We start from the raw sequence: 21,979 nt of genomic DNA, 5'->3' as shown, positions 1-21,979 counted from the left end.
GTGGTCAGTGCCAAACTGACAAGAGTTAACAGGAGCCCGGAATGAAGAAGATCGAAGCGATCATCAAGCCGTTCAAACTCGATGAGGTTAAAGAGGCGCTGCAGGATGTCGGCGTCCAGGGTCTCAGCGTGATCGAGGTTAAGGGCTTTGGCCGTCAAAAGGGCCACACCGAACTGTATCGCGGCGCGGAATACGTCGTCGATTTCCTGCCCAAGGTGAAGGTCGAGGTTGTGCTGGACGACGATCAGGTCGACGCAGCCATCGACGCCATCGTTGCGGCAGCCAAAACTGACAAAATCGGCGATGGCAAGATCTTTGTCTCGCCCGTTGAACAAGCCATTCGCATCCGGACCGGGGAAACCGGCCCGGAAGCGCTGTAACAAACTCAAAGCAGAGGAATATTAAGTTATGAGCAAGGACGCAGTTCTTCAGCTGATCAAAGACGAGGACGCCGAGTACGTCGACGTTCGCTTCACTGATCCCCGCGGCAAGCTTCAGCACGTCACGCTGATGGCCGATCAGGTTGACGAAGACTTCCTGGAAGAAGGCTTCATGTTCGACGGTTCGTCCATCGCGGGCTGGAAGTCGATCGAAGCATCCGACATGAAACTGATGGTCGACACCAACAGCGCATATGTCGATCCGTTCTACGCGGAAAAAACCATCTGTGTGCACTGCTCGGTTGTTGAGCCCGACACCGGCGAAGCCTATGAGCGTGACCCGCGCGGCACCGCTCAGAAAGCCGAAGCCTATCTGAAAGCATCGGGTATCGGTGATGTGGCCTATATGGGCCCTGAAGCGGAATTCTTCTTGTTCGACGACGTCCGTTTCTCCAACAGCATCAATAAGGTATCTTATGAAGTTGATGCGACCGACGCGTCGTGGAACACTGACACCGAATACGAGATGGGCAACATGGGCCATCGTCCGGGCGTCAAGGGCGGCTACTTCCCGGTGAACCCGATCGACGAAGCGCAGGACCTGCGTTCGGAAATGCTGTCGACCATGAAGCGTCTGGGCATGAAGGTCGACAAGCACCACCACGAAGTGGCGTCGTGTCAGCACGAGTTGGGTCTGATCTTTGACAGCCTGACCAAACAGGCCGACGAGTTGCAGAAGTATAAGTACATCATCCACAACGTCGCGCACGCCTATGGTAAATCGGCCACGTTCATGCCGAAACCGATCGCAGGTGACAACGGCACCGGCATGCACGTGAACATGTCGATCTGGAAAGACGGCAAGCCACTGTTCGCAGGCGACAAATATGCCGATCTGTCGGATGAAGCACTGTACTTCATCGGTGGCATCCTGAAGCACGCCAAAACGCTGAACGCCTTCACCAACCCGGCGACCAACAGCTACAAGCGCCTAATCCCGGGCTTTGAGGCCCCAGTTCTGCGCGCCTATTCGGCCCGTAACCGTTCGGGTTGCGTCCGTATTCCATGGACCGAAAGCCCGAAAGCCAAGCGCGTTGAGGCTCGTTTCCCCGATCCAGCGGCGAACCCCTACTTGGCATTTGCCGCTCTGCTGATGGCCGGTCTGGACGGCATCAAGAACAAGATCGATCCGGGCGAAGCCATGGACAAGAACCTGTACGATCTGCCTGCCGAAGAACTGGCCGATATCCCGACCGTCTGCGGCAGCTTGCGCGAAGCTCTGGAAGCTCTGGCATCGGATCACGACTTCCTGCTGCAGGGCGACGTGTTCACCAAGGACCAGATCGACGGCTACATCGCACTTAAGATGGAAGAAGTCGAAACCTACGAGCACACCCCGCACCCGGTTGAATACGGCATGTACTACAGCTGCTGATCCGATTTGCGGTTTAAAATTCAAGGGCGTCCACTCGGGCGCCCTTGTTTCGTTTGGTACGATCTCTCAAACTCGACCCACCCGGTTAGGAGAGATCGCATGTCATCAGACGCCCCCTTTTCTCAATTCACTGACTTCGTGACTTCGAGCGATGAACTGGAGCGCATAACCGGAGCGCCCCTGCCCCAGATCATCGCCAAAGAGCTGTCCGGGCTGGACCAGATGTGCCGCGACTTTATTGCTAAATCCACATTCTGCCTGATTGCGTCGGCCAATCCAAGTGGCTATCTGGACATCTCGCCCCGATGTGATCCAGAAGGGTTCGTAAATGTGTTATCCGACACACTGATCGCAATCCCTGATCGACCCGGCAACAAGCGCGTGGATACGTTCCACAATATTTTGCTGGACCCACGTGTCAGCCTGATATTCTTCGTGCCGGGCAAGATGGAAACTCTGCGCCTTCGTGGCACTGCCCGTTTATGCAAAGACAGCGACTTGCTGGATAGCATGGCAATAAACAACCGCTCGCCGAAACTGGCCTTGGTCATTCACGTCGAAACAGTGTTCGCACACTGCCCCAAATGTGTGATCCGCGCGAACCTGTGGCGGCCGGAGGAATGGCCGAATTCCTCGGACCTACCCAATATGAACGCGATGATGGTCAAACACGCCAAAATCGACAAAACACCAGATGAGTGGTTTGAAAGTTTGAAAGGTACCGGAGAGCTGGACCTGTACTAACGTCTTTTCGGACAGAGAAATGCAGCGTACTCTTTTCCTGACAATGCAATTTTCCAAGTTTCCCTGATGCTTCGCTTCGCTCTCCTGTTCGCTCTATCCCTTCCCGCCCTAGCTTCTGCGGCACCTTGCGGCAACACCAGTAGCGGCTTTGAGACATGGAAGAAGGACTTTGCCAAACAGGCTAAACGCGCGGGCGTCAAAAAGAAAGGATTGCAGGCACTGGCCCAATCCCAATACGCCACGCGAACCATAGCCGCGGACCGCAATCAAAAGAGCTTTAAATACTCGTTAGACAAGTTCATGCGCGTCCGAGGGGCAGACACCATCGTGGCGCAAGGGCGCAAACGCAGAGCGCGCAACCCACAATTCTATGCGGCGCTCGAACGTCAATACGGCGTACCGGCCGGGGTACTGATCGCCATTCACGGCATGGAAACCGGGTTCGGAAATTTCATGGGGGACAGTCAGGTTGTTTCCGCAATCACAACACTGGCCTATGATTGCCGCAGGTCCGAATTTTTCATTCCTCACGCGATCGGGGCGCTGAAGTTGGTCGATCAGGGCAGCATTACGACAGCGACAAAAGGGGCAAAACATGGCGAACTTGGGCACACCCAGTTCCTACCAGGCAATGCCATGCAATACGGGGTTGATGCCACCGGCGACGGTCAGGTCGACTTTTACAATATGACCGATGCATTGGCCTCAACTGCCAATTTTCTGCGTAAGAAGGGCTGGAAACCCGGTCGGGGCTATCAACAGGGTCAGCCAAACTTTGCAGTCATTCAACAGTGGAATGCCGCCTCGGTTTACCAACAATCCATTGCAATAATGGCTGCCCGAATCGATGGTTGAAGCTGGCTTGGGATTCCGGCAGTTACACCCGATTTCGGCCACATTGTCGCCACAGACGTCAAAAAGCCCTTAAAATGCCTAGGTTTCCATAGCGTAATCAATCTGCCCGATTTCTCATTTTTTTCCATTTTTGCCCAAATCTGCCCCAGATCACTTGCTAGATTGTTTCCAAACACAGGATGCGACAAAGGACAGTGCAGTGACTCCGAAGCACAGCTATCACGGTGGTCTGCAATTCGACGGTAAGACCGAGGACGCGATCGAGCAGTTCAGCGACATCGTTGCCAAGACCCTTGCGGACTATGGTCACCTGGTCGAGCGCAAGTCTCTGCAGAACAGCACCGAAGCCAGCATTGTGTCCAGTCAGTATCTGGTGCGCCTGACGCTGGATACTAAGGTTGCCGAAACCGAAGACCGGTTCGAGCGCCTCAACCGCGCCGCAGGTCTGAAGACAATCCAGAGACCCATCGTCACCCTGCCGAATAACCGGCTGACGATCACTGTGACCCCGGTTTCCCCCCTATTGGATGACAGCGAAGTTTCCGAGCTGATGCTGGTCGTGATCCTTTACAGAATGGTTGACGTCTGCGCGACCCAGCGGGTCGAATGGCTGTCGCCCAACACCGTTCTGACCATCGAACAATTCATGAGCGCATTTGACACGCTGGCCCCAAGCAGGCCGCGTGACAGAAAACAGATTTTCGAGGCAGTGACAGGCCCGTTTGCCGAACTGAATGTTACTGACGCAGAAGACCTGGATGAGCCAGAAAAAAAAGCGCTGACCCCAGTAGCCCGGCCAATCCAGCTGTCAGATGAGCAGTTGCTCAGCATCGCTTTTCGGACAGAACCTACCGAGCAGCCTACCGATCGGGACGACACGCCCCCCCTCGTCCACGAGCAACCCAGCGATATCCTCCGACTGACCAGTTGGGGATTGACGGGTGCCGTGGCAAGCGTGTCCGTCCCGATTGCGGCCTCTTTGGCCGCTGTGAACCTGATAAGGGGCGAAGACTTCCGCCTGAACACTCAGGTGCTGGTGTATTCGATCGCGATCTCCGCTCTCAGCACAAGCGGGGCACTTGCGGGCGCTGCCAGCGCGCTGGGCATGTAGCCTGGTATGAAATGACCCTCCTTGGAGGCCCCGCCATCAGGCGGGGTTTTCCATTTTTGGCACCTGCTCTGCCGCCAGAACATATGTATGGATCGAAAAAACCACGGCCTGTGTCTTAGGTAGGCGCAGCAACGTCTGCCGCTCACTCCGCAGGAACCGGGCGTGTCCTGGCTCCTGTGGGGCCCGTCGGTCGTATGCACTGCGAGGTTGATGCAGCTCGGCGTCCTCATACCACAGCGCATTGAATCGCCGCAGAGGGCGCCCTGGCTGTATCCCGTCAAACAACCGCTGAACCCGCCGGGCGATGTCGGCGTTGTAGCTGTCAACAGGCAGATGGATGTCGATCAGGGGCCGCATGAATTTCTCGGACAAACGCCAACTGGCAGGAAAACACAGGATTGCTCCGGTCAGAACATGTTCATCCCCCTGCTTTTGCAGGATGCAGAAATCTTCCTGCACCAATCGGCACAGCGTATCCAATGGCTGATCCAGATCGATCGTAACACTTGCCCCGTCCGGGCGAGCGACGTGATCTGTGCACTCGGGATAGACTTGGTTCAGGACAATATCCAACAACTCCTGCGCAGCGGGTTTAGCACCTGCATCCATCGCCAGAACATCCGAACGATGACTGACCAACAGGTCCTCGCGTCTTTGCATCTGGGCGGCAAACGCATCATCGTGGTGCAACCAGTTGTCCATGCTTGCTGGCTGAATGCCTGGCAATGGGCGCTTGTCCAGCGGGTCATACGGAATTGAAGTCTGAAGAATGGTCGTCATGAATTTGACGTATCATCAGAATGTCCGCTTGTCGGTCAAAAAGCGACGAACGCACCGTCGCAAACCTTCAAGACGGCGGGAGATTGATTCTTCACGCTCAAAGTACAGACAGGGAGACCCACCATGAACCGACACTACCGCGACAGCCGCAAGATCGACCCGACCAAAGGTGCGACCCTTGGTGATGGTACCCCGAATGAAAACGACCGGATTGAGATTGGCCCGACGCAGCTTGCATTTTCAGAATGGGAAAAGGCCGGCCTTGCCCTGCCCGATCTGGCCCGGATGCGCGAACACCGTTGGAAACGACTGACGCAAGCCATTGTCGAACGCGGCTATGGCGGGCTGCTGATGTTCGACCCGCTGAACATTCGTTATGCCACCGACAGCACCAACATGCAGTTGTGGAACACGCACAATCCGTTTCGCGCGGTTCTGCTGTGCGCCGACGGCTACATGGTGATTTGGGACTATAAGAACTCTCCGTTCCTTTCCACGTTCAACCCGCTGGTGCGCGAGCAACGATCCGGCGCCGACCTGTTCTACTTTGACCGCGGTGACAAAGTCGACGTGGCCGCGGACGTGTTTTCAAACGAGGTGCGCGTTCTGATCGACGAACATGGTGGCGGCAACAAGCGTCTCGGCGTGGACAAGATCATGCTGCACGGCCTGCGTGCGCTTGAGGCGCAAGGGTTCGAAATCATGGAGGGCGAAGAGGCGACGGAAAAGACCCGCGCCATCAAAGGCCCGGACGAAATCCTTGCCATGCGCTGTGCCAATCACGCCTGCGAAACCGCTGTGGCGGAAATGGAGAAATTCGCGCGCGCCAATGTAGGTGACGGAAAGACATCCGAAGATGATATCTGGGCGGTGCTGCATGCCGAAAACATCAGGCGCGGCGGCGAATGGATCGAAACCCGTCTGCTGGCTTCGGGTCAGCGCACCAATCCTTGGTTTCAGGAATGCGGTCCCCGGATCACCCAACAGAATGAGATCATCGCCTTTGATACCGACCTGATCGGATCCTACGGCATCTGCATCGACATCTCGCGCACATGGTGGATCGGCGACGAAAAACCGCGGCCCGACATGGTGTACGCCATGCAGCACGCGCATGAGCATATCATGACCAACATGGAGATGCTGAAGCCCGGGGTGATGATTCCGGAACTGACAGCCAATGCTCACACGTTGGACGACAAGTTTCTGGCGCAGAAATACGGCTGCCTGATGCACGGCGTCGGCTTGTGCGATGAGTGGCCTCTGGTTGCTTATCCGGACAAGGCAGTGGCGGGCTCTTACGACTACGCGCTCGAACCCGGCATGGTCCTGTGTGTCGAGGCTGCCGTTGGAGAGGTTGGCGGAGATTTCTCGATCAAGCTGGAGGATCAGGTTCTGATCACCGAAGACGGATATGAGAACCTGACCACCTATCCCTTTGATTCACAGCTCATGGGCCTAAGCTAACGTTTCAGTTCGACCAATGTGACCGGCTGACATTTCCGTGCCAGTCTTCGGACACGGGATCAGCAACCTGCGCCTCAGTAGATGCCACCGGCGGCAGGGTTTGACCAACCGCAAATCCGATCACCCCAGTCAGGGCAATCACGGCCAGTATATCCGGGCGTAGAACCACGCCCCTTGGATCCATTGCAGTATGTGCCATTTGAACCTCCTAGGCTGCAAGTTTGCGATGGTCGTAAGATGGGGAGGTGGTATAAATTAGTAAAACGAATATTTTTGGGATTATACTTCACGAAACTTGATGTTTTAGGTTCACAGCAAAGACAAAGGATTGCGCTCAATCTGCTCGCTTCACTCACCTTCCCGTGACGCTTCTTACATTGGGGTTGAGCGGCCAGTAGGAAGCACACACTATTGGTCATCCCGACGAACAAGGAACTATCATGCCCACCGAACGCATTACCTTTGCCGGTCACGACGGCAACCAATTGGCCGCGCGCCTGGATTTGCCGGACGGGCCGGTCCTGGCCACGGCGCTATTTGCGCATTGTTTCACCTGTTCCAAAGACATCCCTGCCGCGCGCAGGATCGCGGCCCGACTGGCGGCAATGGGCATCGCCGTTCTGCGATTTGATTTCACCGGGCTGGGTCATTCCGGCGGGGAGTTTGCCAACACAACCTTCACCTCCAATGTCGAAGACCTGATCGCAGCCTCGCATTATCTAGCTGACCGCAACATGGCTCCAGCATTGCTCATCGGCCATTCGCTGGGTGGTGCCGCTGTGTTGCGCGCCCGTGCTGGCATTCCCAGCGTCAAGGCCGTGGTCACTTTGGGTGCACCCGCAGATCCGGGCCATGTAGCGCATCAATTCGAAGATGCGCTGCCTGAGATCACGCAGGCTGGATCGGCGGACGTGATGTTGGGCGGGCGTCCTTTCCGCATCGGCAAAGCCTTTGTGGATGATATTTCCGAAGCGGCCCTGATACCGGCCATCGCAGACCTGAAGGCCGCTTTGCTGATCTTGCATGCACCTCGGGACGAGACCGTAAGCATCGACAATGCCAGCACAATCTTCCTGGCGGCCAAACATCCCAAGAGCTTTGTGACCCTCGACGATGCCGATCACCTGATTACCCGCGCATCCGACGCTGAATACGCGGCGGACGTGATCACCGCTTGGGTTACGCGCTACGTCAAGCTCTGCCCGCCGGCCCCACCACCTGGCGCACCCGAAGGTGTTGTTCGCGTGACCGAAGCTGATCCGGAAGGGTTCCTGCAGGATATCCAATCCGGTCCCCGGCACCACGCTGTCGCGGACGAGCCCGCCTCATACGGCGGCACCGACCGCGGCATGTCGCCCTACGGGTTCGTGTCATCTGGATTGGGTGCTTGCACATCGATGACCATCCGCATGTACGCGCGGCGCAAGCGGTGGCCGCTGAAAACCGTTTCAGTCGATGTGTGCCACAATAAGGTGCATGCGCAGGATGCGGGGCTGGCCAACGAAGGAAAAGTCGATCAGTTCCGCCGCAAGATCCGCCTTGAAGGTCCGCTGACAGCCGAGCAACGCGCGCGATTGCTGGAAATCGCGGACAAATGCCCGGTCCACAGAACCTTGGAAGGGTCAGCCCAGATCACAACTGAATTACTGGACTGACTCGTCAGCTCACCGCCGCCCTGCGGGGCGGTGAATGGGTGGCCGGGCCGCCGGGGGTCGTGCGGCCGGTGGCCGTGGCCTGTTCGGCGGTCGCGACACCGGTGGTCTGTTCGGTGGCTTGGCGATAGGTGGAACAGGACGCGCCGGTGGGCGACCATCTGGCGGTCTGGGGCGATCCGGCCGGTCGATGTCAATGTCCACGTCTACGTCATGATAATAGTCATTCCACAGCATCGAGTCGTAGAACGGGTCATACCCGTAACCTACCCCGACGGTTACACCATCACATGCCGAAAGCGTCAGGCTTGCTGCCCCCAATCCAAGGGCAAGGGCTGCGCGTTTGATCAGTTTGCGGGTCATGTGCGCCTCCTCACTGCAGGGACCGGAACGACGCGAACACGGCGTTCAGATCGTCCACATAAGCTGGATCGGCGCCGTCCCGCAGGATCGCAACGGCGATGGCCACGCGCCCCTTTGGCAAGTCGATTACTGAAACAGTGAAGTTCACGCCGCGCCCTTCGCGACTGCCGGTCCCGCGAATAACACGCGCGGGCAACCCGCCAATGCGCGTCGTGGTTGTCTCGGACACTGTTGGATCTTTGACTAGAAACCTGTCGATATCCTCAAGGTACCGAAGACCGCCCTCGATCGAGGCCACACCTGCAGGCGACACAAAGCCCATCCAGACATTATCGTCCGTGACTGGCCGCATCCCCATGACCCGAGCAACGGCACGTGAATCGCCCAGTTCGGTATCCGCAATTTCGCGCGGACCGCCGGTGCGCAACGCCCAGAAGTCGGGTACAGAAAAGCCGAACAGCGCGCGCCTGTTGTCTGTATACGTGACCGGAGTATCAGCTGATGCCGTCCCACCGCTCAGCAAAAGCGAAGCGCAAACAGCGAGTGTCGAAGCTAATTGAATATGCATATATCAATAACCTGATGATTTCATTGAATGCAGATTGGCCCGCAGTGGCCCCTTTTGTCCAGCATCCCAATGTGAGGGCACAAAAAAACCGCGCCGGGATATCTCCGGGCGCGGCTTCGTCAGGCTTAAATCGGCCGAACCTTACGAACGAGCGTCGCCAACCATTTTCCACAGGCCAGGGATCAGCAGTGCAGCCAGCACCAGCTTGATCGCGTCGCCCACCAAGAAGGGTGTCAGACCCCACTGCAGGATCGGCTGGTCCCATCCGTACAGCTGACCCAGCCACAGCAGACCGGGCACGTAGATCACGACATTTGCCAGAACCAGAGCCAACGCCATCTTGCCGAACGAACGGTCCCAGCCTCGCGCGGCCAGTGCGCCCAACAGAACGGTTGCCAGCAGGTACCCGACCAGATAGCCGCCGGTACCGCCCATCATGTAAGTCAGACCAAATTTCTCGGCCGAGGAACCTGCGAACACATCGAAGCCCAACGCACCGATCAGCAGGTAACCCAGCATGGTGACCAACCCCAGACGCGTGCCATAGGCGGTGCCGATAGTCAGCACGGCAAAGGTGCCCATTGTGATCGGGACAGGCCACATCGGAACCTTGATCTTGGCAGCAATTGCCAGCGCAAGAATACCTAGTGCCACCAGCACAACTTGCTTGACGCGCAGCGCGGTGCCTTCGTGCGGGCCAATCGCATTGGCCAGTACATTCGCATTCATTCTTATGTCTCCACCTATTTTCAACTGCAGAAATGCCCGCTTAGAGCTTTGGCTGCAACATGATTACGCTATCTTAACCGATATTCGGTGCTCATTTCATAAGATTTTCTGGGTCCCGAGACGATCCAGCGCACTGACCAGACTGGCCAGGCCGAAAAGTCGTAGACAGCATAATAGCTGTCGGGCGGGCAATCGTGGTGGTCAGACGCATGTGCCTGGCCCAAGGCCAGCCGGTGAAAATAGCGGCCGTCGTCAAAATTTATGGCAATCGCCTCACCCGCCGCGTGCCACAGGTACCTGCGCGTGCCTTTCATCTCGGCTTGCCGCGGCACACGCAGCGTGACTTCTTCGTCGTATATCAAGCCGTCCTCGGTCGGGCTCAGGACCGTGTGACCATCGGCCTGCACCACCTGCCCCGCCTGCATATCCAGAATGGTCCGGGTCAGGCTCCAATGGCCTTCGAAATCCGACAGTCTCCGCGGCAGGCTCATTCGGCGAGTGTCCCGTCGGTTGTGGCACCGTTATCATCAACGAACCGGATCACTTTGCCACTTTGCTGGACATCATAGCAGGCCCAAAAATCGGAAGGCGGCCGGACCGAGCAATAACGATCCTCGCGCACTGCCCACCGCCCTGCGCTGGGCCCGCCCGTGAAATACTGCGTTAGCATCGTGTCATCGAAGGTCTGCCAGATACCTTCCCCGTAATCGAGCTTCTGTCCGGTCAATACCGACAGAATTTCATCCCCCGTCAGCGTTTTGAACTCCTCTGCCACCAGAAAACCGGGCCAAAGGGCCAAAATCAGGGCAAACCGTCTCATATTCGCACTCGCGCCTTGTTCCTTTGTCTGTGCGGGTTTAAACCCCGCCGCAACGCCTCCTGCCAAATCACAATAAGGTGCCGCTGCCAATGATTCCACGCTATTCCCGCCCCGATATGGTCGCCATCTGGTCGCCCGAATCCAAGTTCCGCATCTGGTACGAGATCGAGGCACATGCCTGCGACGCCATGGCTGATTTGGGCGTGATCCCGCGCGAAAATGCCGAGGCTGTCTGGAAGGCCAAGGATGTGGAATTCGACGTGGCTCGCATCGACGAAATCGAAGCGGTTACCAAACACGACGTCATCGCCTTCCTGACCCATTTGTCCGAACATGTCGGCAGTGAAGAGGCGCGTTTTGTCCACCAAGGCATGACCAGCTCGGACGTACTCGACACTTGTTTCAACGTGCAACTGACCCGCGCCGCCGACCTGCTGATCGCAGATCTAGAAGGTCTGCTGGCTGCCCTGAAACGCCGCGCGATTGAACACAAGGATACCGTCCGTATCGGTCGCAGCCACGGCATCCACGCAGAGCCAACCACCATGGGCCTGACTTTCGCGCGTTTTTACGCCGAGATGGACCGCAACCTGTCCCGCATGCGCGACGCCCGCGCTGAAATTGCCACTGGCGCGATCAGCGGCGCGGTCGGTACCTTCGCCAATGTTGACCCGCGTGTGGAAGAGCATGTCTGCGACCAGTTGGGTCTGGTGCCCGAGCCGATTAGCACTCAGGTCATCCCGCGCGACCGTCATGCTGCGTTCTTTGCCACGCTGGGGGTTATCGCCAGCAGCATCGAGAACGTCGCCATCGAAATCCGCCACATGCAGCGCACCGAGGTGCTGGAGGGGGCCGAGTTCTTCTCGATGGGTCAGAAAGGCTCCTCGGCCATGCCACACAAGAAAAACCCGGTGCTGACCGAGAACCTGACCGGGTTGGCCCGCATGGTGCGCGCGGCAGTGATCCCGGCGATGGAAAACGTGGCACTCTGGCATGAGCGCGATATCTCGCATTCCTCGGTCGAACGCATGATCGGGCCGGATGCCACGATCACGTTGGATTTTGCACTGGCGCGACTGACAGGCGTGATCGACAAGATGTTGATCTTCCCCGAGAACATGATCGAAAACATGAACAAGTTCCCCGGTCTTGTGATGAGCCAGAGGGTTCTGCTGGCGCTGACACAAGCAGGTGTCAGCCGCGAAGATGCCTATGCCATGGTTCAGCGCAACGCGCTGAAAGTCTGGGAACACCGCACCGATTTCAAAGAAGAACTGCTGGCAGACGCGGACGTCACCGCCGCGCTGAGTCCGGAAGAAATCGAAGAGAAATTCGATCTCGGCTATCACACAAAACACGTTGATACGATCTTCGCCCGCGTGTTCGGCGAATAAACCGCGATTGATCAAATGCTTCGCAGGGCCCGGTTCGCGTGACGCGATCCGGGCCCTGCTCTTTTGCCAGACAGGCCAAAACAGGCTATGATGCCCGTGTATGTCCGGACAGGAGAAACACGATGATCCGCACTTTGATTTGCGCTGTGGCCCTTAGTTGTTCAGCCTCCGTTGCCTTGGCTTGTAGTGGCCATTCCAAGCAAACCCAGTCCTGCGCGCCGGGTACGTATTGGGATGCAGAAGCCCAAACCTGCGCCAAAATTGTGAGTAGCTGAGAAAAAAATTCCTTATTCGTGAATAAACGCGAGCCTTCGGTTGTTAGCTTTTGAGAGAAACGCACTATGCTTTCTGTAAGTAGCCCAGACAACGGAGTAGGAAAATGCGCCTAGTACTCGCTTCAGCCATCGCCCTTCAGGCCTTTGCATTCGCGCCGGTCGCGATCGCCGCTGGCGGTGACAGCAGCCCGCCAAAACCGACCAACACGACCAAGAAGTGTTTCTTCGGTCGCGTCTATGACAAAGACGCCGGACGGTGCGTGAAGCCGGACAAGACCAACTTTACTGAAGAAGAGCTGTATGACGCCGTGCGCGAACTGGCCTATGATGGACAGATCGAAAATGCACAGGACATCCTGCGCATCATGGATCAGGATGATGATCGCGTGTTGACCTACTGGGGTTTCACCTACCGCAAAATGGGTGAGCTTGATTTGGCGAATGCCTTCTATTCGAACGCCATTGAGGCGAATCCCGACAACATACTGGCGCGCAGCTATATGGGGCAGGGCTTTGTCACCGAAGGAAAAACCGATCTTGCCATCGCACAGTGGCGCGAGATCAAGGCGCGCGGCGGTGAAGGCACTTGGGCCGAGGCATCCTTGCGCGAGGCGATCCGCACAGGGCTGACATACAACTATTAAACTTCAGCCTTTCTTTACCCGACTCTCTGTAATCTGCCTGTGGAACAGAAACTTGGCACCACAGGCAGATGCAGGACACAAACTCTTTGGTTCAACTGGCACCGGGGACATCAACACCCACAGCCGACGCCCAGAACGACGCGCCCCGCGTCGTTCCCAAGGCGCTGAGCAGCCGACAAAAAGCCGCCGTCGTTGTGCGCCTTTTGTTGAATGAGGGCGCAGATATCCCCCTGGAAGAGCTTCCCGACGATTTGCAGGAAAAGCTGACGCACCAGTTGGGTCAGATGGGCCTTGAGGATCGCATCACGCTGGCATCCGTCGCACAAGAGTTTGCCGAAGCTCTGGACAGTGTCGGCCTGTCCTTTCCGCATGGGCTGGCCGGTGCTTTGGATGCGGTCAGCGACAAGATTACGCCGGCAACAGCGGCTAGGTTGCGGAAGGAAGCCGGGGTGCGCCAGATCGGCGATCCGTGGCAACGGCTGCGCGAAATCCCGACAGGAGATTTGGCCACCATCGCTCTGGCCGAAAGCACTGAAATTGCAGCGGTCATCTTGTCCAAGCTGGAAACTGCGAATGCCGCGCAACTTCTGGGTCACCTGCCCGGCCCGGTCGCGCGGCGCATCACCTATGCCGTGTCCAAAACGGCCAACATCACACCCGAGGCGGTTGAACGGATTGGCTGGTCGCTAGCGGCGCAACTTGATCGACGCCCCGCAACGGCCTTTTCGGATGGCCCCGGAGCGCGGGTCGGCGCGATTCTGAACCAATCAGCCGCAGCGACGCGCGACGGGCTTTTGACGGCCCTGGATGAAGAAGACACCGACTTTGCAGCTTTGGTGCGCCAATCGATATTCACCTTCGCCCATATCCCGGCCCGCATCTTGCCCCGGGACGTGCCTGCGATTCTGCGTGGATTGGATCAGGCTGATCTCGTCACCGCCTTGGCTGGCGCCACGGCCGAGAATGACAAAGCCGCGGTCGATTTCCTGCTATCCAACATGTCGACGCGTATGGCGGATAACCTGCGCGAGGAAATCACCGAACGCGGCAAGGTGAAGCTGGCAGAAGCCGAAGAAGCGATGACACTTGTCATCGGCTCAATTCGAACACTGGTCGACGAAGGCGCAATAGCGTTGATCGAAGAGGATAACGAAGAGTGACGGGCAAGTCCGATCCGGCAGGACAAAGCATGGCTTTGGTTTGCAACGCTTGTGGTTGCGGTTTCCCCCTTGTATGTCTTGCCCGGCAAATCGCAACAGCCGGTGAGACCTATTCATGCCCGTCGAAAAGTCGGAACTAAGCCGCACAGAGCTTAGAAAATACTACATCACTGGATTGTTCATGAAGGGCGTGATCGGGACCTTGAGGTTGTTGCCCTATGAAACACGCCTGGCCACCATGGGCGCAATCGCACGTGGGCTTTCACCGTTGATCGGCTTTACCAAACGCGTGCGCAGCAACTTGAAATTGACCTGCCCTGACCTGTCAGAGGCCGAGGTCAACAGAATTTGCAGCGCCGTTCCAGACAATGCTGGTCGCGCGATTATGGAGCATTTTTCGCCGGAAGGGTTCACCGAACGTCAGCGCACGGCAAAGGTAAGCGGCTCGGGTGTTGCCGCATTTGACACTGCCGTCGCCGAAGGGCGACCGATCATGATGATCACCGCGCATTTTGGTCACTATTTGGCGGCACGCATCGCTCTGCAGGAACGCAGCGGCCAACCAATTGGGTGCCTCTATCGCCGCATGGCGAACCCTTATTTCAACGACATGTATGTCGAGGCGTTCCATAAGACCGGCTCGCCGATGTTTGAACAGGGCCGTCGCGGAATGGTCGAGATGGTGCGTTCGCTCAAAAAAAATGGGATCATCGCGATCGTATCCGATCTGCACGCCCATGGCGGTGAAGAGCTGACATTCTTTGGCAAGCCCGCCGTGACCTCAGTCCTGAATGCAGAACTGGCAATGAGATACAACGCCGTCCTGATCCCGTGTTATGCGGTGCGGCAACCAAACGGCGTGGATTTTGAAATCGTGCTACACGACCCGGTGCCGCATACAGATCCGAAGACCATGACCCAGTTCACCAATGACGATCTTGAGGCCATGGTGAGACAGCATATGGGTCAGTGGTTTTGGATCCACCGGCGCTGGAAAGCCTGGAACGGATTGGGCGTGCAGCCCGAGGACATGCCCTGATTATTTGACTCGCGCGGCTGCCACGATCGGGCCGTGCCCTGCCCTTTGCACCAGCACAACTGCGGGATAATCTGTGTCGACGGTTACCGAATACGCCTGAGGCGCGACGCCGTCCCATTGACCTGCCATATGCCAGGCCTCGACAACATTGGCATAGTCCAGATCGTGGCCAGCCAACTCTCCACGTCGGATCGAGGCATGGCGCACCGGTGAATACTGAATGACCCTGATGTCATAGGTTTCCCCGGCCGGCAGTTCGACCGGCGTCACATCCACCGTCACATCATCACCTGAGCGCGCGGCCGTCACGGACGCTTGCGGGGCGGCCTTGAGATGCGCATTGATCAAACGATCCAGTTCCCGCGATTGCGCTCCGACAACATCCTGCTGCCCATTCACCACCATCTGAGGCGTATAGATCATCGACCGCCCACCTTCTCGCGCATAAGTGCGCTGGCGCAGAGTGTGATCCGGATCGGCATATTCGTCCTTCCAGCCGATGTAGTCCCAGTAATCCACATGCAGTGCTAGGCCGATCACATCGTCGCGTTTGGCCAAATCATGCATGATCCGGTCGGCAGGCGGACAGGACGAACAGCCCTGAGATGTGAACAACTCAACCACAACCGGGTCGCCCTCGGCCAAGGCTGCTGTGGAGAGAAACAAGGAAACTAGCGTTGTCGCGCGAATGGATCTGAACATTACGGGTCTCGGGCCTTTGGCTGGGTGTACTGCCCGGTTTAAACGCAAGCCTGTTCAACCTCCAATCAACGTTTCTTGAGACATGCGACCATCCAGATCCTTAAATTTTGTGTGCAATGGTATACATAACTCAACGAGCTCACCACCTTGGTCCTTGAACCAAAGGCGTTGGTGATGCAGATAAAGATTAGCGAATCCCGGGATCTAAGTCATTTCAGAGGGAGGCCACAGATGCCCATCAAAGTCGGACAAGATACCGCCAAAACACGCCGCAACCTTAGCGTGAATGGCAAATCCATTTCATATTATTCTATCCCCGCCGCGCAAGAGGCCGGTCTGGGTGACTTTTCCAAGCTTCCCGCCGCGCTCAAAGTGGTGCTCGAGAACATGCTGCGGTTCGAGGACGATGGCTTTTCCGTCGCGGTCGACGATATCAAAGCCTTTGGCGAATGGGCACGTAATGGCGGCAAGAACCCGCGCGAGATTGCGTATCGCCCTGCCCGCGTGTTGATGCAGGACTTTACCGGCGTTCCGGCTGTTGTTGATCTGGCAGCGATGCGCGATGGCATCAAGGGACTGGGCGGCGATGCGCAGAAGATCAACCCGCTGAACCCGGTTGATCTGGTCATCGACCACTCGGTCATGATCGATGAATTCGGCAACCCGCGCGCGTTCCAGATGAACGTTGATCGCGAATATGAACGCAACATGGAGCGTTACCAGTTCCTGAAATGGGGGCAGTCGGCCTTTAACAACTTCCGTGTTGTTCCCCCCGGAACCGGCATCTGCCATCAGGTGAACCTGGAATATCTGGCCCAGACCGTCTGGACCGACACCGACCAGAACGGCGACGAAGTCGCCTACCCCGACACGCTGGTTGGCACCGACAGCCACACCACCATGGTCAATGGCATGGCCGTTCTGGGCTGGGGTGTCGGCGGGATCGAGGCCGAGGCCGCGATGCTGGGCCAGCCGATATCGATGCTGATCCCTGAGGTTGTAGGTTTTGAGCTGACCGGCGCGATGCTCGAAGGCACCACAGGCACTGACCTTGTTCTGAAAGTCGTCGAGATGCTGCGCGCGCAAGGCGTGGTTGGCAAATTCGTCGAGTTCTACGGGAGCGGTCTGGGCCGTTTGCCGCTGGCTGACCGCGCAACCATTGCTAATATGGCACCTGAATACGGCGCGACCTGCGGCTTCTTCCCGATTGATGGTGAGACCCTGCGCTATATGCGTAACACCGGTCGGGATGAAGATCGCCTGGCACTGGTCGAAGCTTATGCCAAGGAAAACGGCCTTTGGCGTGATGAGAACTACGCGCCCATCTACACCGACACTCTGACGCTGGACATGGGCACGATCGTTCCCGCTATCTCCGGCCCGAAACGCCCTCAGGACTATGTCGCGCTGACCGACGCCAAAGCGGCATTTACCAAAGAAATGGCGGATACCTTCAAGCGCCCGATAGGTAAGCAGATCGAAGTCAAAGGTGAAGAATACGGCATGGAATCGGGCAAGGTCGTGATCGCCTCGATCACATCCTGCACCAACACTTCGAACCCTTACGTGATGATCGGGGCCGGTCTGGTTGCAAAAAAGGCGCATGAGCTGGGCCTGAACCGTCGGCCTTGGGTAAAAACATCGCTGGCCCCCGGCTCGCAGGTTGTGTCTGAATACCTTGAGGCGGCTGGCCTGCAGCAACATCTGGATGCCATCGGGTTCAACCTGGTTGGTTATGGCTGCACCACATGCATCGGCAACTCTGGCCCGATTCAGAGGGAGATCAGTGAAGCAATTGCCGAGGGTGATCTGGTCGCCACGTCCGTTCTGTCCGGCAACCGCAACTTTGAAGGCCGGATTTCGCCGGACGTGCGGGCCAACTACCTCGCCTCGCCACCGCTGGTTGTAGTCTATGCGTTGGCTGGCACCATGGATATCGACCTGACATCCGAGCCGATTGGGCGGGACAAGGACGGCAATGACGTCTTCATGAAGGACATCTGGCCGACCCAAAGCGAAATTGCCGAGCTGGTGCAGGAAACTGTCACCCGGGAAGCGTTCCAGTCGAAATATGCGGATGTCTTCAAAGGCGATGAGAAATGGCAAAGCGTCGAGGTTCCGCAACAGGAAACCTATGACTGGCCGCCGGCTTCAACCTATATCCAGAACCCTCCCTATTTTCAGGGAATGGGTGCCGAGCCGGGCACGATCTCAAATATCGAAGGGGCCAAGGTGTTGGCGGTTCTTGGGGACATGGTCACGACCGACCACATCTCACCCGCAGGGTCTTTTGCAAGCACCTCGCCTGCCGGTCAGTACCTGATCGAACGTCAGGTGCAACCGCGTGAGTTCAACTCCTATGGTTCCCGCCGCGGCAACCACGAGGTCATGATGCGTGGCACATTCGCCAATATCCGCATCAAGAATGAGATACTGGACGGCGTCGAAGGCGGCTATACCAAAGGTCCTGACGGCGAACAGGCTTCGATCTACGAAGCATCAATGGCCTACCAGGAACTAGGCCTTCCGCTGGTCGTCTTTGGTGGCGAGCAATACGGCGCCGGCTCATCCCGGGACTGGGCTGCCAAGGGCACGGCCTTGCTGGGCGTCAAAGCCGTGATCGCCGAAAGCTTTGAGCGTATCCACAGGTCCAACTTGGTTGGAATGGGCGTAATCCCGTTCGAGTTCACCGGCGGCGACACCCGCAAGACACTGGGCCTGACAGGCGACGAAACCGTCTCGATCCATGGCTTGGATTCGGTCGAGCCGCTGCAAGAAGTGCCCTGCACCATCATCTTCGGCGACGGAACCGAGAAAACAATCACGCTGAAATGCCGGATCGATACCGCGCCCGAGATCGAATACATTGAAAACGGCGGCGTGCTGCAATATGTGCTGCGGAACCTTGCCAAGGAAGATTAAAGCAACAAAGCCCCGGCCAATGCGCCGGGGCTTTTTCTTGGGTGTCAGCCCAACTAGCAGAAATAAGAAATAGAGCGCGTGCAGCAGGCACGCTCCGCATGGCAACGGATCAGATCACTGGCTGGCTTTTTCCAATGCCGGGCGTATCCTGCTTTCGATGACGCGCTGCGTGATCGGACCTGCAAAGCGCAGAATGATCGTGCCCTCTCCGTCGATCACATAAGTTTCCGGAACACCGTAAAGACCCCAGTCCAGCGCCATGCGCCCTTGTTCATCCCGTCCGATGGCCTCATATGGGTCGCCCAGTTCGGTCAGAAAACCTTCGGCATTGGCCAACTGATCCTTGTAGTTGATGCCATATACCGAGATGCCCTCTTCGGACAGCGCCTCAAGGTTGGGGTGCTCAGCCCGGCAGGGCGCACACCAACTGGCCCAATAGTTGACCAGCTTGACCTCACCATCACGCAGGGTGTCATCGTCGAACAACGTTTTGCCCGGAAACTCGGTCAGAACGACAGGTGGGGCGGGCTGCCCTTCGCGTGCAGATGGCAAGGCATCGGGGTCATCCCGGAACATGCCAATGCCGGCCAAAACGGCAAAAGCGCCGAAGATCAACGGCGGCGCAATCATCAAGGGTGAGATTTTAGCCATTGCGTGACATCCTGTGTTCGAGCTTTTCCATTTCCGCCCGGACTTTGCGCCCACGCATTACGCTGAGAGCGACCAGTGCAATCAGCAACCCCAGCGAGGCTGCATAGGACCACAGGACCGCGTCGGCATACTTTCCAAGATCAGGGATCATCCCTTTAGCCTTTCTCGCGCCAGCAACGCTTTAATCCGTCGCGCCCGGATTTCCGTTCCTGTGCGATACAGAACCAACGCAATGAACAGCAGCACAAATCCGATGATACATACCAGCAGCGGATAGAAATAAATGTTGCTGACTTTTTCTTCGGTATCCGCGCCGGTGACGGCTGCGGCGCGCATCACGGATGCCCCCTGATGCAGGCCTTGGTTCCAGAAGTTCACCGCATAGCGGCTGAGCAAGGCAAAAACCGACCCTACCAGACACAGGACCGAGGTCAGATCAGCGGCTGTATCGGAATCCTCGATCGCTTCCCACAGGGCTACGTAGCCAAGGTAAAAAAGAAACAGGATCAGGAAAGCCGTCAGGCGTGGATCCCAGGCCCACCACGTGCCCCACATCGGTTGCCCCCAGATCGCGCCGGTTACCAACGCGATCAGGGTCATCACGATACCGATGGGAGCTGCCGCTCGCGCAGCGAGTGCACTGACATGGTGGCGGCGCACCAGCCAGACCAAAGATGTGGCCAGCATCATCAGCCAGCAATTGATCGCCATCAGCGCCGCAGGCACATGCAGGTAGATGATCTTGACGGTCGAGCCCTGTTTGTAGTCATCTGGCGTGAAGAAAAAGCCCCAGATCAGTCCGACGACCAGACACACAAAAGAAGTCATCCAGAAGAACGGCAGGACCCGCTCGCTGGTCGCGAGGAATTTGCGCGGGTTGGCGTACTCCCAGAGGGTATTGGCTTTGGCTGCGAAAGACATGGGCTCTATTTAGTCCGACTCGTGTTTGTTCTCAATTGACATCAGTCAAACTGCGACCGTGTCACCGAAGGTTGATCCGCAGCACGGCTGCGCTGGCAAAAGGCAACAGAGCAATCGTGGCCGCCGTGATCCCTGCCAGCATCAACAGCGGTGTCTGCGTCTCCATCCCCGTGGCGCCGCGGCGTGCGACTTCGGCCCCGAAGATCAGCGTGGGAACATACAGCGGCAGAACAAGCAATGACAACAATAGCCCGCCGCGTTTCAGGCCGACAGTCAGAGCTGCGCCAAAGGTCCCGATCACACTCATGGCCGGGGTGCCGACCAAAAGTGAGATCACCAGCCAGAAAAAGCCTGGCACCGGCAAGTTCAGTAGCACACCCAGAAACGGCGCGGCCAGAACCAGTGGCAAACCCGTTGTTATCCAGTGGGCCAGCGCCTTGATCGACACAACCGCCTCAAGTGGCAAGGGCGCGGTGGCCAACAGGTCAAGCGACCCGTCTTCCCAATCCAACGCAAGCAAACGATCAAGCGATAACAGGCAGGCCAAAAGCGCGCCCAGCCAAAGCACACCCGGGGCAATGGTCGACAACAGCGAAGATTGCGGGCCGACCGAGAACGGCACCAGAACGGTCACAATCAAAAAGAACGCCAGACCAAGGCCAAAACCCCCGCCCGCGCGGAACGCCAGTTTCAGGTCGCGCAGCAGCAGGGCGATCACAGGAAGCCTCCGTCAAAGTCGTCGATGGGTTTTGGTTTGGCTTTGTTGGGACCCACATCCAGCACCGCACCGTCCAGACCAAGGTCGATATGGGTGGCGATCAGGGCGGAACCGCCCTGCCCTAGATGGGCACGAACGGTATCGGCAAACATCTGGACGGCGCTTTTGTCCAGTGACACCGTCGGTTCGTCCAGCATCCAGATCGGCCGCCCGGTGACCAGCATCCGGGCCAGTCCAAGGCGACGTTTCTGCCCGGCGGACAGGTTTCCCGCATGGCGGTCCGACAGCTCGTTCAAGGCAAAGGCATCCAATGCCGGTTGGACGTCATCTGTCCCAAAGACCGAGGCCCAGAAGGTCAGGTTTTCCACAACCGTCAACGTTGGCTTCAACCCGTCGGAATGCGAGGCGTAGGCAATTTGATCCTCGGCCCCGTCAATGGTTCCGCTCAACGCCGGCTGCAACCCCGCAAGTGTACGCAGCAAAGTTGTTTTGCCGATCCCGTTTGGCCCACGCAGGATCAGTGCTTGCCCGGATTGAAGCGAGAAGTTGAGCCCCTCGAGCACGGGGATACACCCGCGGGTGATGGCAAGATCGGTTACGGTCAGTGTCATACGTTCCCGCTTATCTTATTGCGCATAGGGGCAAAAGG

Annotated in this window: 25 protein-coding genes; 12 read left to right on the top strand and 13 right to left on the bottom strand. The window is 57.5% G+C overall.

The window, feature by feature from the left end:
- Window positions 1-41 precede the first annotated feature (41 nt).
- The 5 genes from RUA4292_RS10155 (at window position 42) to RUA4292_RS10135 (ending at window position 4,525) form a co-directional block, all read left to right on the top strand.
- Window positions 42-380, top strand: a complete 339-nt coding sequence (locus tag RUA4292_RS10155) for a P-II family nitrogen regulator (protein ID WP_058274017.1) — start codon at window positions 42-44, stop codon at window positions 378-380.
- Window positions 381-408: 28 nt separating this feature from the next.
- Window positions 409-1,815 (top strand): type I glutamate--ammonia ligase, encoded by a 1,407-nt coding sequence (glnA, locus tag RUA4292_RS10150; protein WP_058277498.1) that lies wholly within the window; start codon window positions 409-411, stop codon window positions 1,813-1,815.
- Between the two features lie 99 nt (window positions 1,816-1,914).
- Window positions 1,915-2,559: an MSMEG_1061 family FMN-dependent PPOX-type flavoprotein gene (locus tag RUA4292_RS10145; protein WP_058277497.1), complete on the top strand. Its 645-nt coding sequence runs from the start codon at window positions 1,915-1,917 to the stop codon at window positions 2,557-2,559.
- Window positions 2,560-2,625: 66 nt separating this feature from the next.
- The gene (locus RUA4292_RS10140) at window positions 2,626-3,414 is read left to right on the top strand and encodes a lytic murein transglycosylase (RefSeq protein ID WP_058277496.1); all 789 of its coding nucleotides are present in this window, start codon (window positions 2,626-2,628) and stop codon (window positions 3,412-3,414) included.
- Window positions 3,415-3,613: 199 nt separating this feature from the next.
- Window positions 3,614-4,525 (top strand): hypothetical protein, encoded by a 912-nt coding sequence (locus RUA4292_RS10135; protein ID WP_233493413.1) that lies wholly within the window; start codon window positions 3,614-3,616, stop codon window positions 4,523-4,525.
- A 36-nt stretch (window positions 4,526-4,561) separates the two neighbouring features.
- Here the strand turns inward: RUA4292_RS10135 and RUA4292_RS10130 are convergent, their stop codons facing one another.
- A complete protein-coding gene (locus tag RUA4292_RS10130) occupies window positions 4,562-5,305 on the bottom strand; it encodes a heme-dependent oxidative N-demethylase family protein (protein WP_058277494.1) in 744 nt (247 codons plus the stop codon).
- 123 nt (window positions 5,306-5,428) lie between these two features.
- Between RUA4292_RS10130 and dddP the strand changes: the two genes are divergently transcribed.
- Window positions 5,429-6,772, top strand: coding sequence for a dimethylsulfonioproprionate lyase DddP (gene dddP / locus RUA4292_RS10125; RefSeq protein WP_058277493.1), 1,344 nt, complete (start codon window positions 5,429-5,431; stop codon window positions 6,770-6,772).
- Window positions 6,773-6,776: 4 nt separating this feature from the next.
- On the opposite strand, the gene RUA4292_RS10120 is transcribed toward dddP, so the two are convergent.
- The gene (locus RUA4292_RS10120) at window positions 6,777-6,971 is read right to left on the bottom strand and encodes a hypothetical protein (protein ID WP_058277492.1); all 195 of its coding nucleotides are present in this window, start codon (window positions 6,969-6,971) and stop codon (window positions 6,777-6,779) included.
- A gap of 241 nt (window positions 6,972-7,212) precedes the next feature.
- On the opposite strand from RUA4292_RS10120, the gene RUA4292_RS10115 reads away from it, so the two are divergent.
- Window positions 7,213-8,427, top strand: coding sequence for a bifunctional alpha/beta hydrolase/OsmC family protein (locus tag RUA4292_RS10115; protein ID WP_058277491.1), 1,215 nt, complete (start codon window positions 7,213-7,215; stop codon window positions 8,425-8,427).
- 9 nt (window positions 8,428-8,436) lie between these two features.
- Here RUA4292_RS10115 and RUA4292_RS24025 read toward each other — a convergent pair whose 3' ends face one another.
- The 5 genes from RUA4292_RS24025 to RUA4292_RS10090 form a co-directional block, all read right to left on the bottom strand.
- A complete protein-coding gene (locus RUA4292_RS24025) occupies window positions 8,437-8,787 on the bottom strand; it encodes a hypothetical protein (RefSeq protein ID WP_082637071.1) in 351 nt (116 codons plus the stop codon).
- A gap of 10 nt (window positions 8,788-8,797) precedes the next feature.
- The gene (locus RUA4292_RS10105; RefSeq protein ID WP_058277489.1) at window positions 8,798-9,355 is read right to left on the bottom strand and encodes a hypothetical protein; all 558 of its coding nucleotides are present in this window, start codon (window positions 9,353-9,355) and stop codon (window positions 8,798-8,800) included.
- A 141-nt stretch (window positions 9,356-9,496) separates the two neighbouring features.
- A complete protein-coding gene (locus RUA4292_RS10100; RefSeq protein ID WP_058277488.1) occupies window positions 9,497-10,084 on the bottom strand; it encodes a biotin transporter BioY in 588 nt (195 codons plus the stop codon).
- Between the two features lie 68 nt (window positions 10,085-10,152).
- Window positions 10,153-10,575: a DUF6314 family protein gene (locus tag RUA4292_RS10095; protein WP_058277487.1), complete on the bottom strand. Its 423-nt coding sequence runs from the start codon at window positions 10,573-10,575 to the stop codon at window positions 10,153-10,155.
- Window positions 10,572-10,904, bottom strand: a complete 333-nt coding sequence (locus tag RUA4292_RS10090; RefSeq protein WP_145974937.1) for a hypothetical protein — start codon at window positions 10,902-10,904, stop codon at window positions 10,572-10,574. The genes RUA4292_RS10095 and RUA4292_RS10090 overlap by 4 nt, the downstream gene beginning before the upstream one ends.
- A gap of 89 nt (window positions 10,905-10,993) precedes the next feature.
- Here RUA4292_RS10090 and purB point away from each other — a divergent pair, with 89 nt between their 5' ends.
- The 4 genes from purB to RUA4292_RS10070 all read left to right on the top strand — a co-directional run bounded on the left by purB (window position 10,994) and on the right by RUA4292_RS10070 (window position 15,416).
- Window positions 10,994-12,298 carry an adenylosuccinate lyase gene (purB, locus tag RUA4292_RS10085; RefSeq protein ID WP_058277485.1) on the top strand — a complete coding sequence of 435 codons (1,305 nt, stop codon included), beginning with the start codon at window positions 10,994-10,996 and terminating at the stop codon, window positions 12,296-12,298.
- A 379-nt stretch (window positions 12,299-12,677) separates the two neighbouring features.
- Window positions 12,678-13,217 carry a tetratricopeptide repeat protein gene (locus RUA4292_RS10080; protein ID WP_058277484.1) on the top strand — a complete coding sequence of 180 codons (540 nt, stop codon included), beginning with the start codon at window positions 12,678-12,680 and terminating at the stop codon, window positions 13,215-13,217.
- Between the two features lie 68 nt (window positions 13,218-13,285).
- Complete coding sequence (locus tag RUA4292_RS10075; RefSeq protein WP_058277483.1) at window positions 13,286-14,377, top strand: flagellar motor switch protein FliG; 1,092 nt, start codon at window positions 13,286-13,288, stop codon at window positions 14,375-14,377.
- Between the two features lie 115 nt (window positions 14,378-14,492).
- On the top strand, window positions 14,493-15,416 hold the full coding sequence (locus RUA4292_RS10070) for a lysophospholipid acyltransferase family protein (RefSeq protein WP_058277482.1): 924 nt from the start codon (window positions 14,493-14,495) through the stop codon (window positions 15,414-15,416).
- On the opposite strand, the gene RUA4292_RS10065 is transcribed toward RUA4292_RS10070, so the two are convergent.
- Window positions 15,417-16,118, bottom strand: a complete 702-nt coding sequence (locus tag RUA4292_RS10065) for a DUF1223 domain-containing protein (protein ID WP_058277481.1) — start codon at window positions 16,116-16,118, stop codon at window positions 15,417-15,419.
- Window positions 16,119-16,349: 231 nt separating this feature from the next.
- Here RUA4292_RS10065 and acnA point away from each other — a divergent pair, with 231 nt between their 5' ends.
- Window positions 16,350-19,040 (top strand): aconitate hydratase AcnA, encoded by a 2,691-nt coding sequence (acnA, locus tag RUA4292_RS10060; RefSeq protein WP_058277480.1) that lies wholly within the window; start codon window positions 16,350-16,352, stop codon window positions 19,038-19,040.
- Between the two features lie 114 nt (window positions 19,041-19,154).
- Here acnA and RUA4292_RS10055 read toward each other — a convergent pair whose 3' ends face one another.
- From RUA4292_RS10055 to ccmA, 5 genes are all read right to left on the bottom strand, one after another.
- Complete coding sequence (locus tag RUA4292_RS10055) at window positions 19,155-19,691, bottom strand: DsbE family thiol:disulfide interchange protein (RefSeq protein WP_058277479.1); 537 nt, start codon at window positions 19,689-19,691, stop codon at window positions 19,155-19,157.
- Complete coding sequence (ccmD, locus tag RUA4292_RS10050) at window positions 19,684-19,842, bottom strand: heme exporter protein CcmD (protein ID WP_199520000.1); 159 nt, start codon at window positions 19,840-19,842, stop codon at window positions 19,684-19,686. Before ccmD ends, RUA4292_RS10055 begins: the two co-directional genes overlap by 8 nt.
- The gene (locus tag RUA4292_RS10045; protein ID WP_058277478.1) at window positions 19,839-20,612 is read right to left on the bottom strand and encodes a heme ABC transporter permease; all 774 of its coding nucleotides are present in this window, start codon (window positions 20,610-20,612) and stop codon (window positions 19,839-19,841) included. Before RUA4292_RS10045 ends, ccmD begins: the two co-directional genes overlap by 4 nt.
- Before the next feature lie 61 nt (window positions 20,613-20,673).
- Window positions 20,674-21,330, bottom strand: coding sequence for a heme exporter protein CcmB (gene ccmB, locus RUA4292_RS10040; RefSeq protein WP_058274038.1), 657 nt, complete (start codon window positions 21,328-21,330; stop codon window positions 20,674-20,676).
- Window positions 21,327-21,941, bottom strand: coding sequence for a heme ABC exporter ATP-binding protein CcmA (gene ccmA / locus RUA4292_RS10035; protein WP_058277477.1), 615 nt, complete (start codon window positions 21,939-21,941; stop codon window positions 21,327-21,329). The genes ccmB and ccmA overlap by 4 nt, the downstream gene beginning before the upstream one ends.
- Window positions 21,942-21,979: the final 38 nt, after the last annotated feature.

It is taken from the genome of Ruegeria atlantica (genome assembly GCF_001458195.1).
Taxonomy (GTDB): domain Bacteria; phylum Pseudomonadota; class Alphaproteobacteria; order Rhodobacterales; family Rhodobacteraceae; genus Ruegeria; species Ruegeria atlantica.
This window is presented reverse-complemented; position numbering and strand designations above follow the sequence as displayed.

What these genes read in the sequence shown, in the direction of transcription:
- RUA4292_RS10155 (WP_058274017.1), top strand. Translation starts at nt 42, where the DNA reads ATGAAGAAGATCGAAGCGATCATCAAGCCGTTCAAACTCGATGAGGTT.
- glnA (WP_058277498.1), top strand. Translation starts at nt 409, where the DNA reads ATGAGCAAGGACGCAGTTCTTCAGCTGATCAAAGACGAGGACGCCGAG.
- RUA4292_RS10145 (WP_058277497.1), top strand. Translation starts at nt 1,915, where the DNA reads ATGTCATCAGACGCCCCCTTTTCTCAATTCACTGACTTCGTGACTTCG.
- RUA4292_RS10140 (WP_058277496.1), top strand. Translation starts at nt 2,626, where the DNA reads ATGCTTCGCTTCGCTCTCCTGTTCGCTCTATCCCTTCCCGCCCTAGCT.
- RUA4292_RS10130 (WP_058277494.1), bottom strand. Translation starts at nt 5,305, where the DNA reads ATGACGACCATTCTTCAGACTTCAATTCCGTATGACCCGCTGGACAAG.
- dddP (WP_058277493.1), top strand. Translation starts at nt 5,429, where the DNA reads ATGAACCGACACTACCGCGACAGCCGCAAGATCGACCCGACCAAAGGT.
- RUA4292_RS10120 (WP_058277492.1), bottom strand. Translation starts at nt 6,971, where the DNA reads ATGGCACATACTGCAATGGATCCAAGGGGCGTGGTTCTACGCCCGGAT.
- RUA4292_RS10115 (WP_058277491.1), top strand. Translation starts at nt 7,213, where the DNA reads ATGCCCACCGAACGCATTACCTTTGCCGGTCACGACGGCAACCAATTG.
- RUA4292_RS24025 (WP_082637071.1), bottom strand. Translation starts at nt 8,787, where the DNA reads ATGACCCGCAAACTGATCAAACGCGCAGCCCTTGCCCTTGGATTGGGG.
- RUA4292_RS10105 (WP_058277489.1), bottom strand. Translation starts at nt 9,355, where the DNA reads ATGCATATTCAATTAGCTTCGACACTCGCTGTTTGCGCTTCGCTTTTG.
- RUA4292_RS10100 (WP_058277488.1), bottom strand. Translation starts at nt 10,084, where the DNA reads ATGAATGCGAATGTACTGGCCAATGCGATTGGCCCGCACGAAGGCACC.
- RUA4292_RS10095 (WP_058277487.1), bottom strand. Translation starts at nt 10,575, where the DNA reads ATGAGCCTGCCGCGGAGACTGTCGGATTTCGAAGGCCATTGGAGCCTG.
- RUA4292_RS10090 (WP_145974937.1), bottom strand. Translation starts at nt 10,904, where the DNA reads ATGAGACGGTTTGCCCTGATTTTGGCCCTTTGGCCCGGTTTTCTGGTG.
- purB (WP_058277485.1), top strand. Translation starts at nt 10,994, where the DNA reads ATGATTCCACGCTATTCCCGCCCCGATATGGTCGCCATCTGGTCGCCC.
- RUA4292_RS10080 (WP_058277484.1), top strand. Translation starts at nt 12,678, where the DNA reads ATGCGCCTAGTACTCGCTTCAGCCATCGCCCTTCAGGCCTTTGCATTC.
- RUA4292_RS10075 (WP_058277483.1), top strand. Translation starts at nt 13,286, where the DNA reads ATGCAGGACACAAACTCTTTGGTTCAACTGGCACCGGGGACATCAACA.
- RUA4292_RS10070 (WP_058277482.1), top strand. Translation starts at nt 14,493, where the DNA reads ATGCCCGTCGAAAAGTCGGAACTAAGCCGCACAGAGCTTAGAAAATAC.
- RUA4292_RS10065 (WP_058277481.1), bottom strand. Translation starts at nt 16,118, where the DNA reads ATGTTCAGATCCATTCGCGCGACAACGCTAGTTTCCTTGTTTCTCTCC.
- acnA (WP_058277480.1), top strand. Translation starts at nt 16,350, where the DNA reads ATGCCCATCAAAGTCGGACAAGATACCGCCAAAACACGCCGCAACCTT.
- RUA4292_RS10055 (WP_058277479.1), bottom strand. Translation starts at nt 19,691, where the DNA reads ATGGCTAAAATCTCACCCTTGATGATTGCGCCGCCGTTGATCTTCGGC.
- ccmD (WP_199520000.1), bottom strand. Translation starts at nt 19,842, where the DNA reads ATGATCCCTGATCTTGGAAAGTATGCCGACGCGGTCCTGTGGTCCTAT.
- RUA4292_RS10045 (WP_058277478.1), bottom strand. Translation starts at nt 20,612, where the DNA reads ATGTCTTTCGCAGCCAAAGCCAATACCCTCTGGGAGTACGCCAACCCG.
- ccmA (WP_058277477.1), bottom strand. Translation starts at nt 21,941, where the DNA reads ATGACACTGACCGTAACCGATCTTGCCATCACCCGCGGGTGTATCCCC.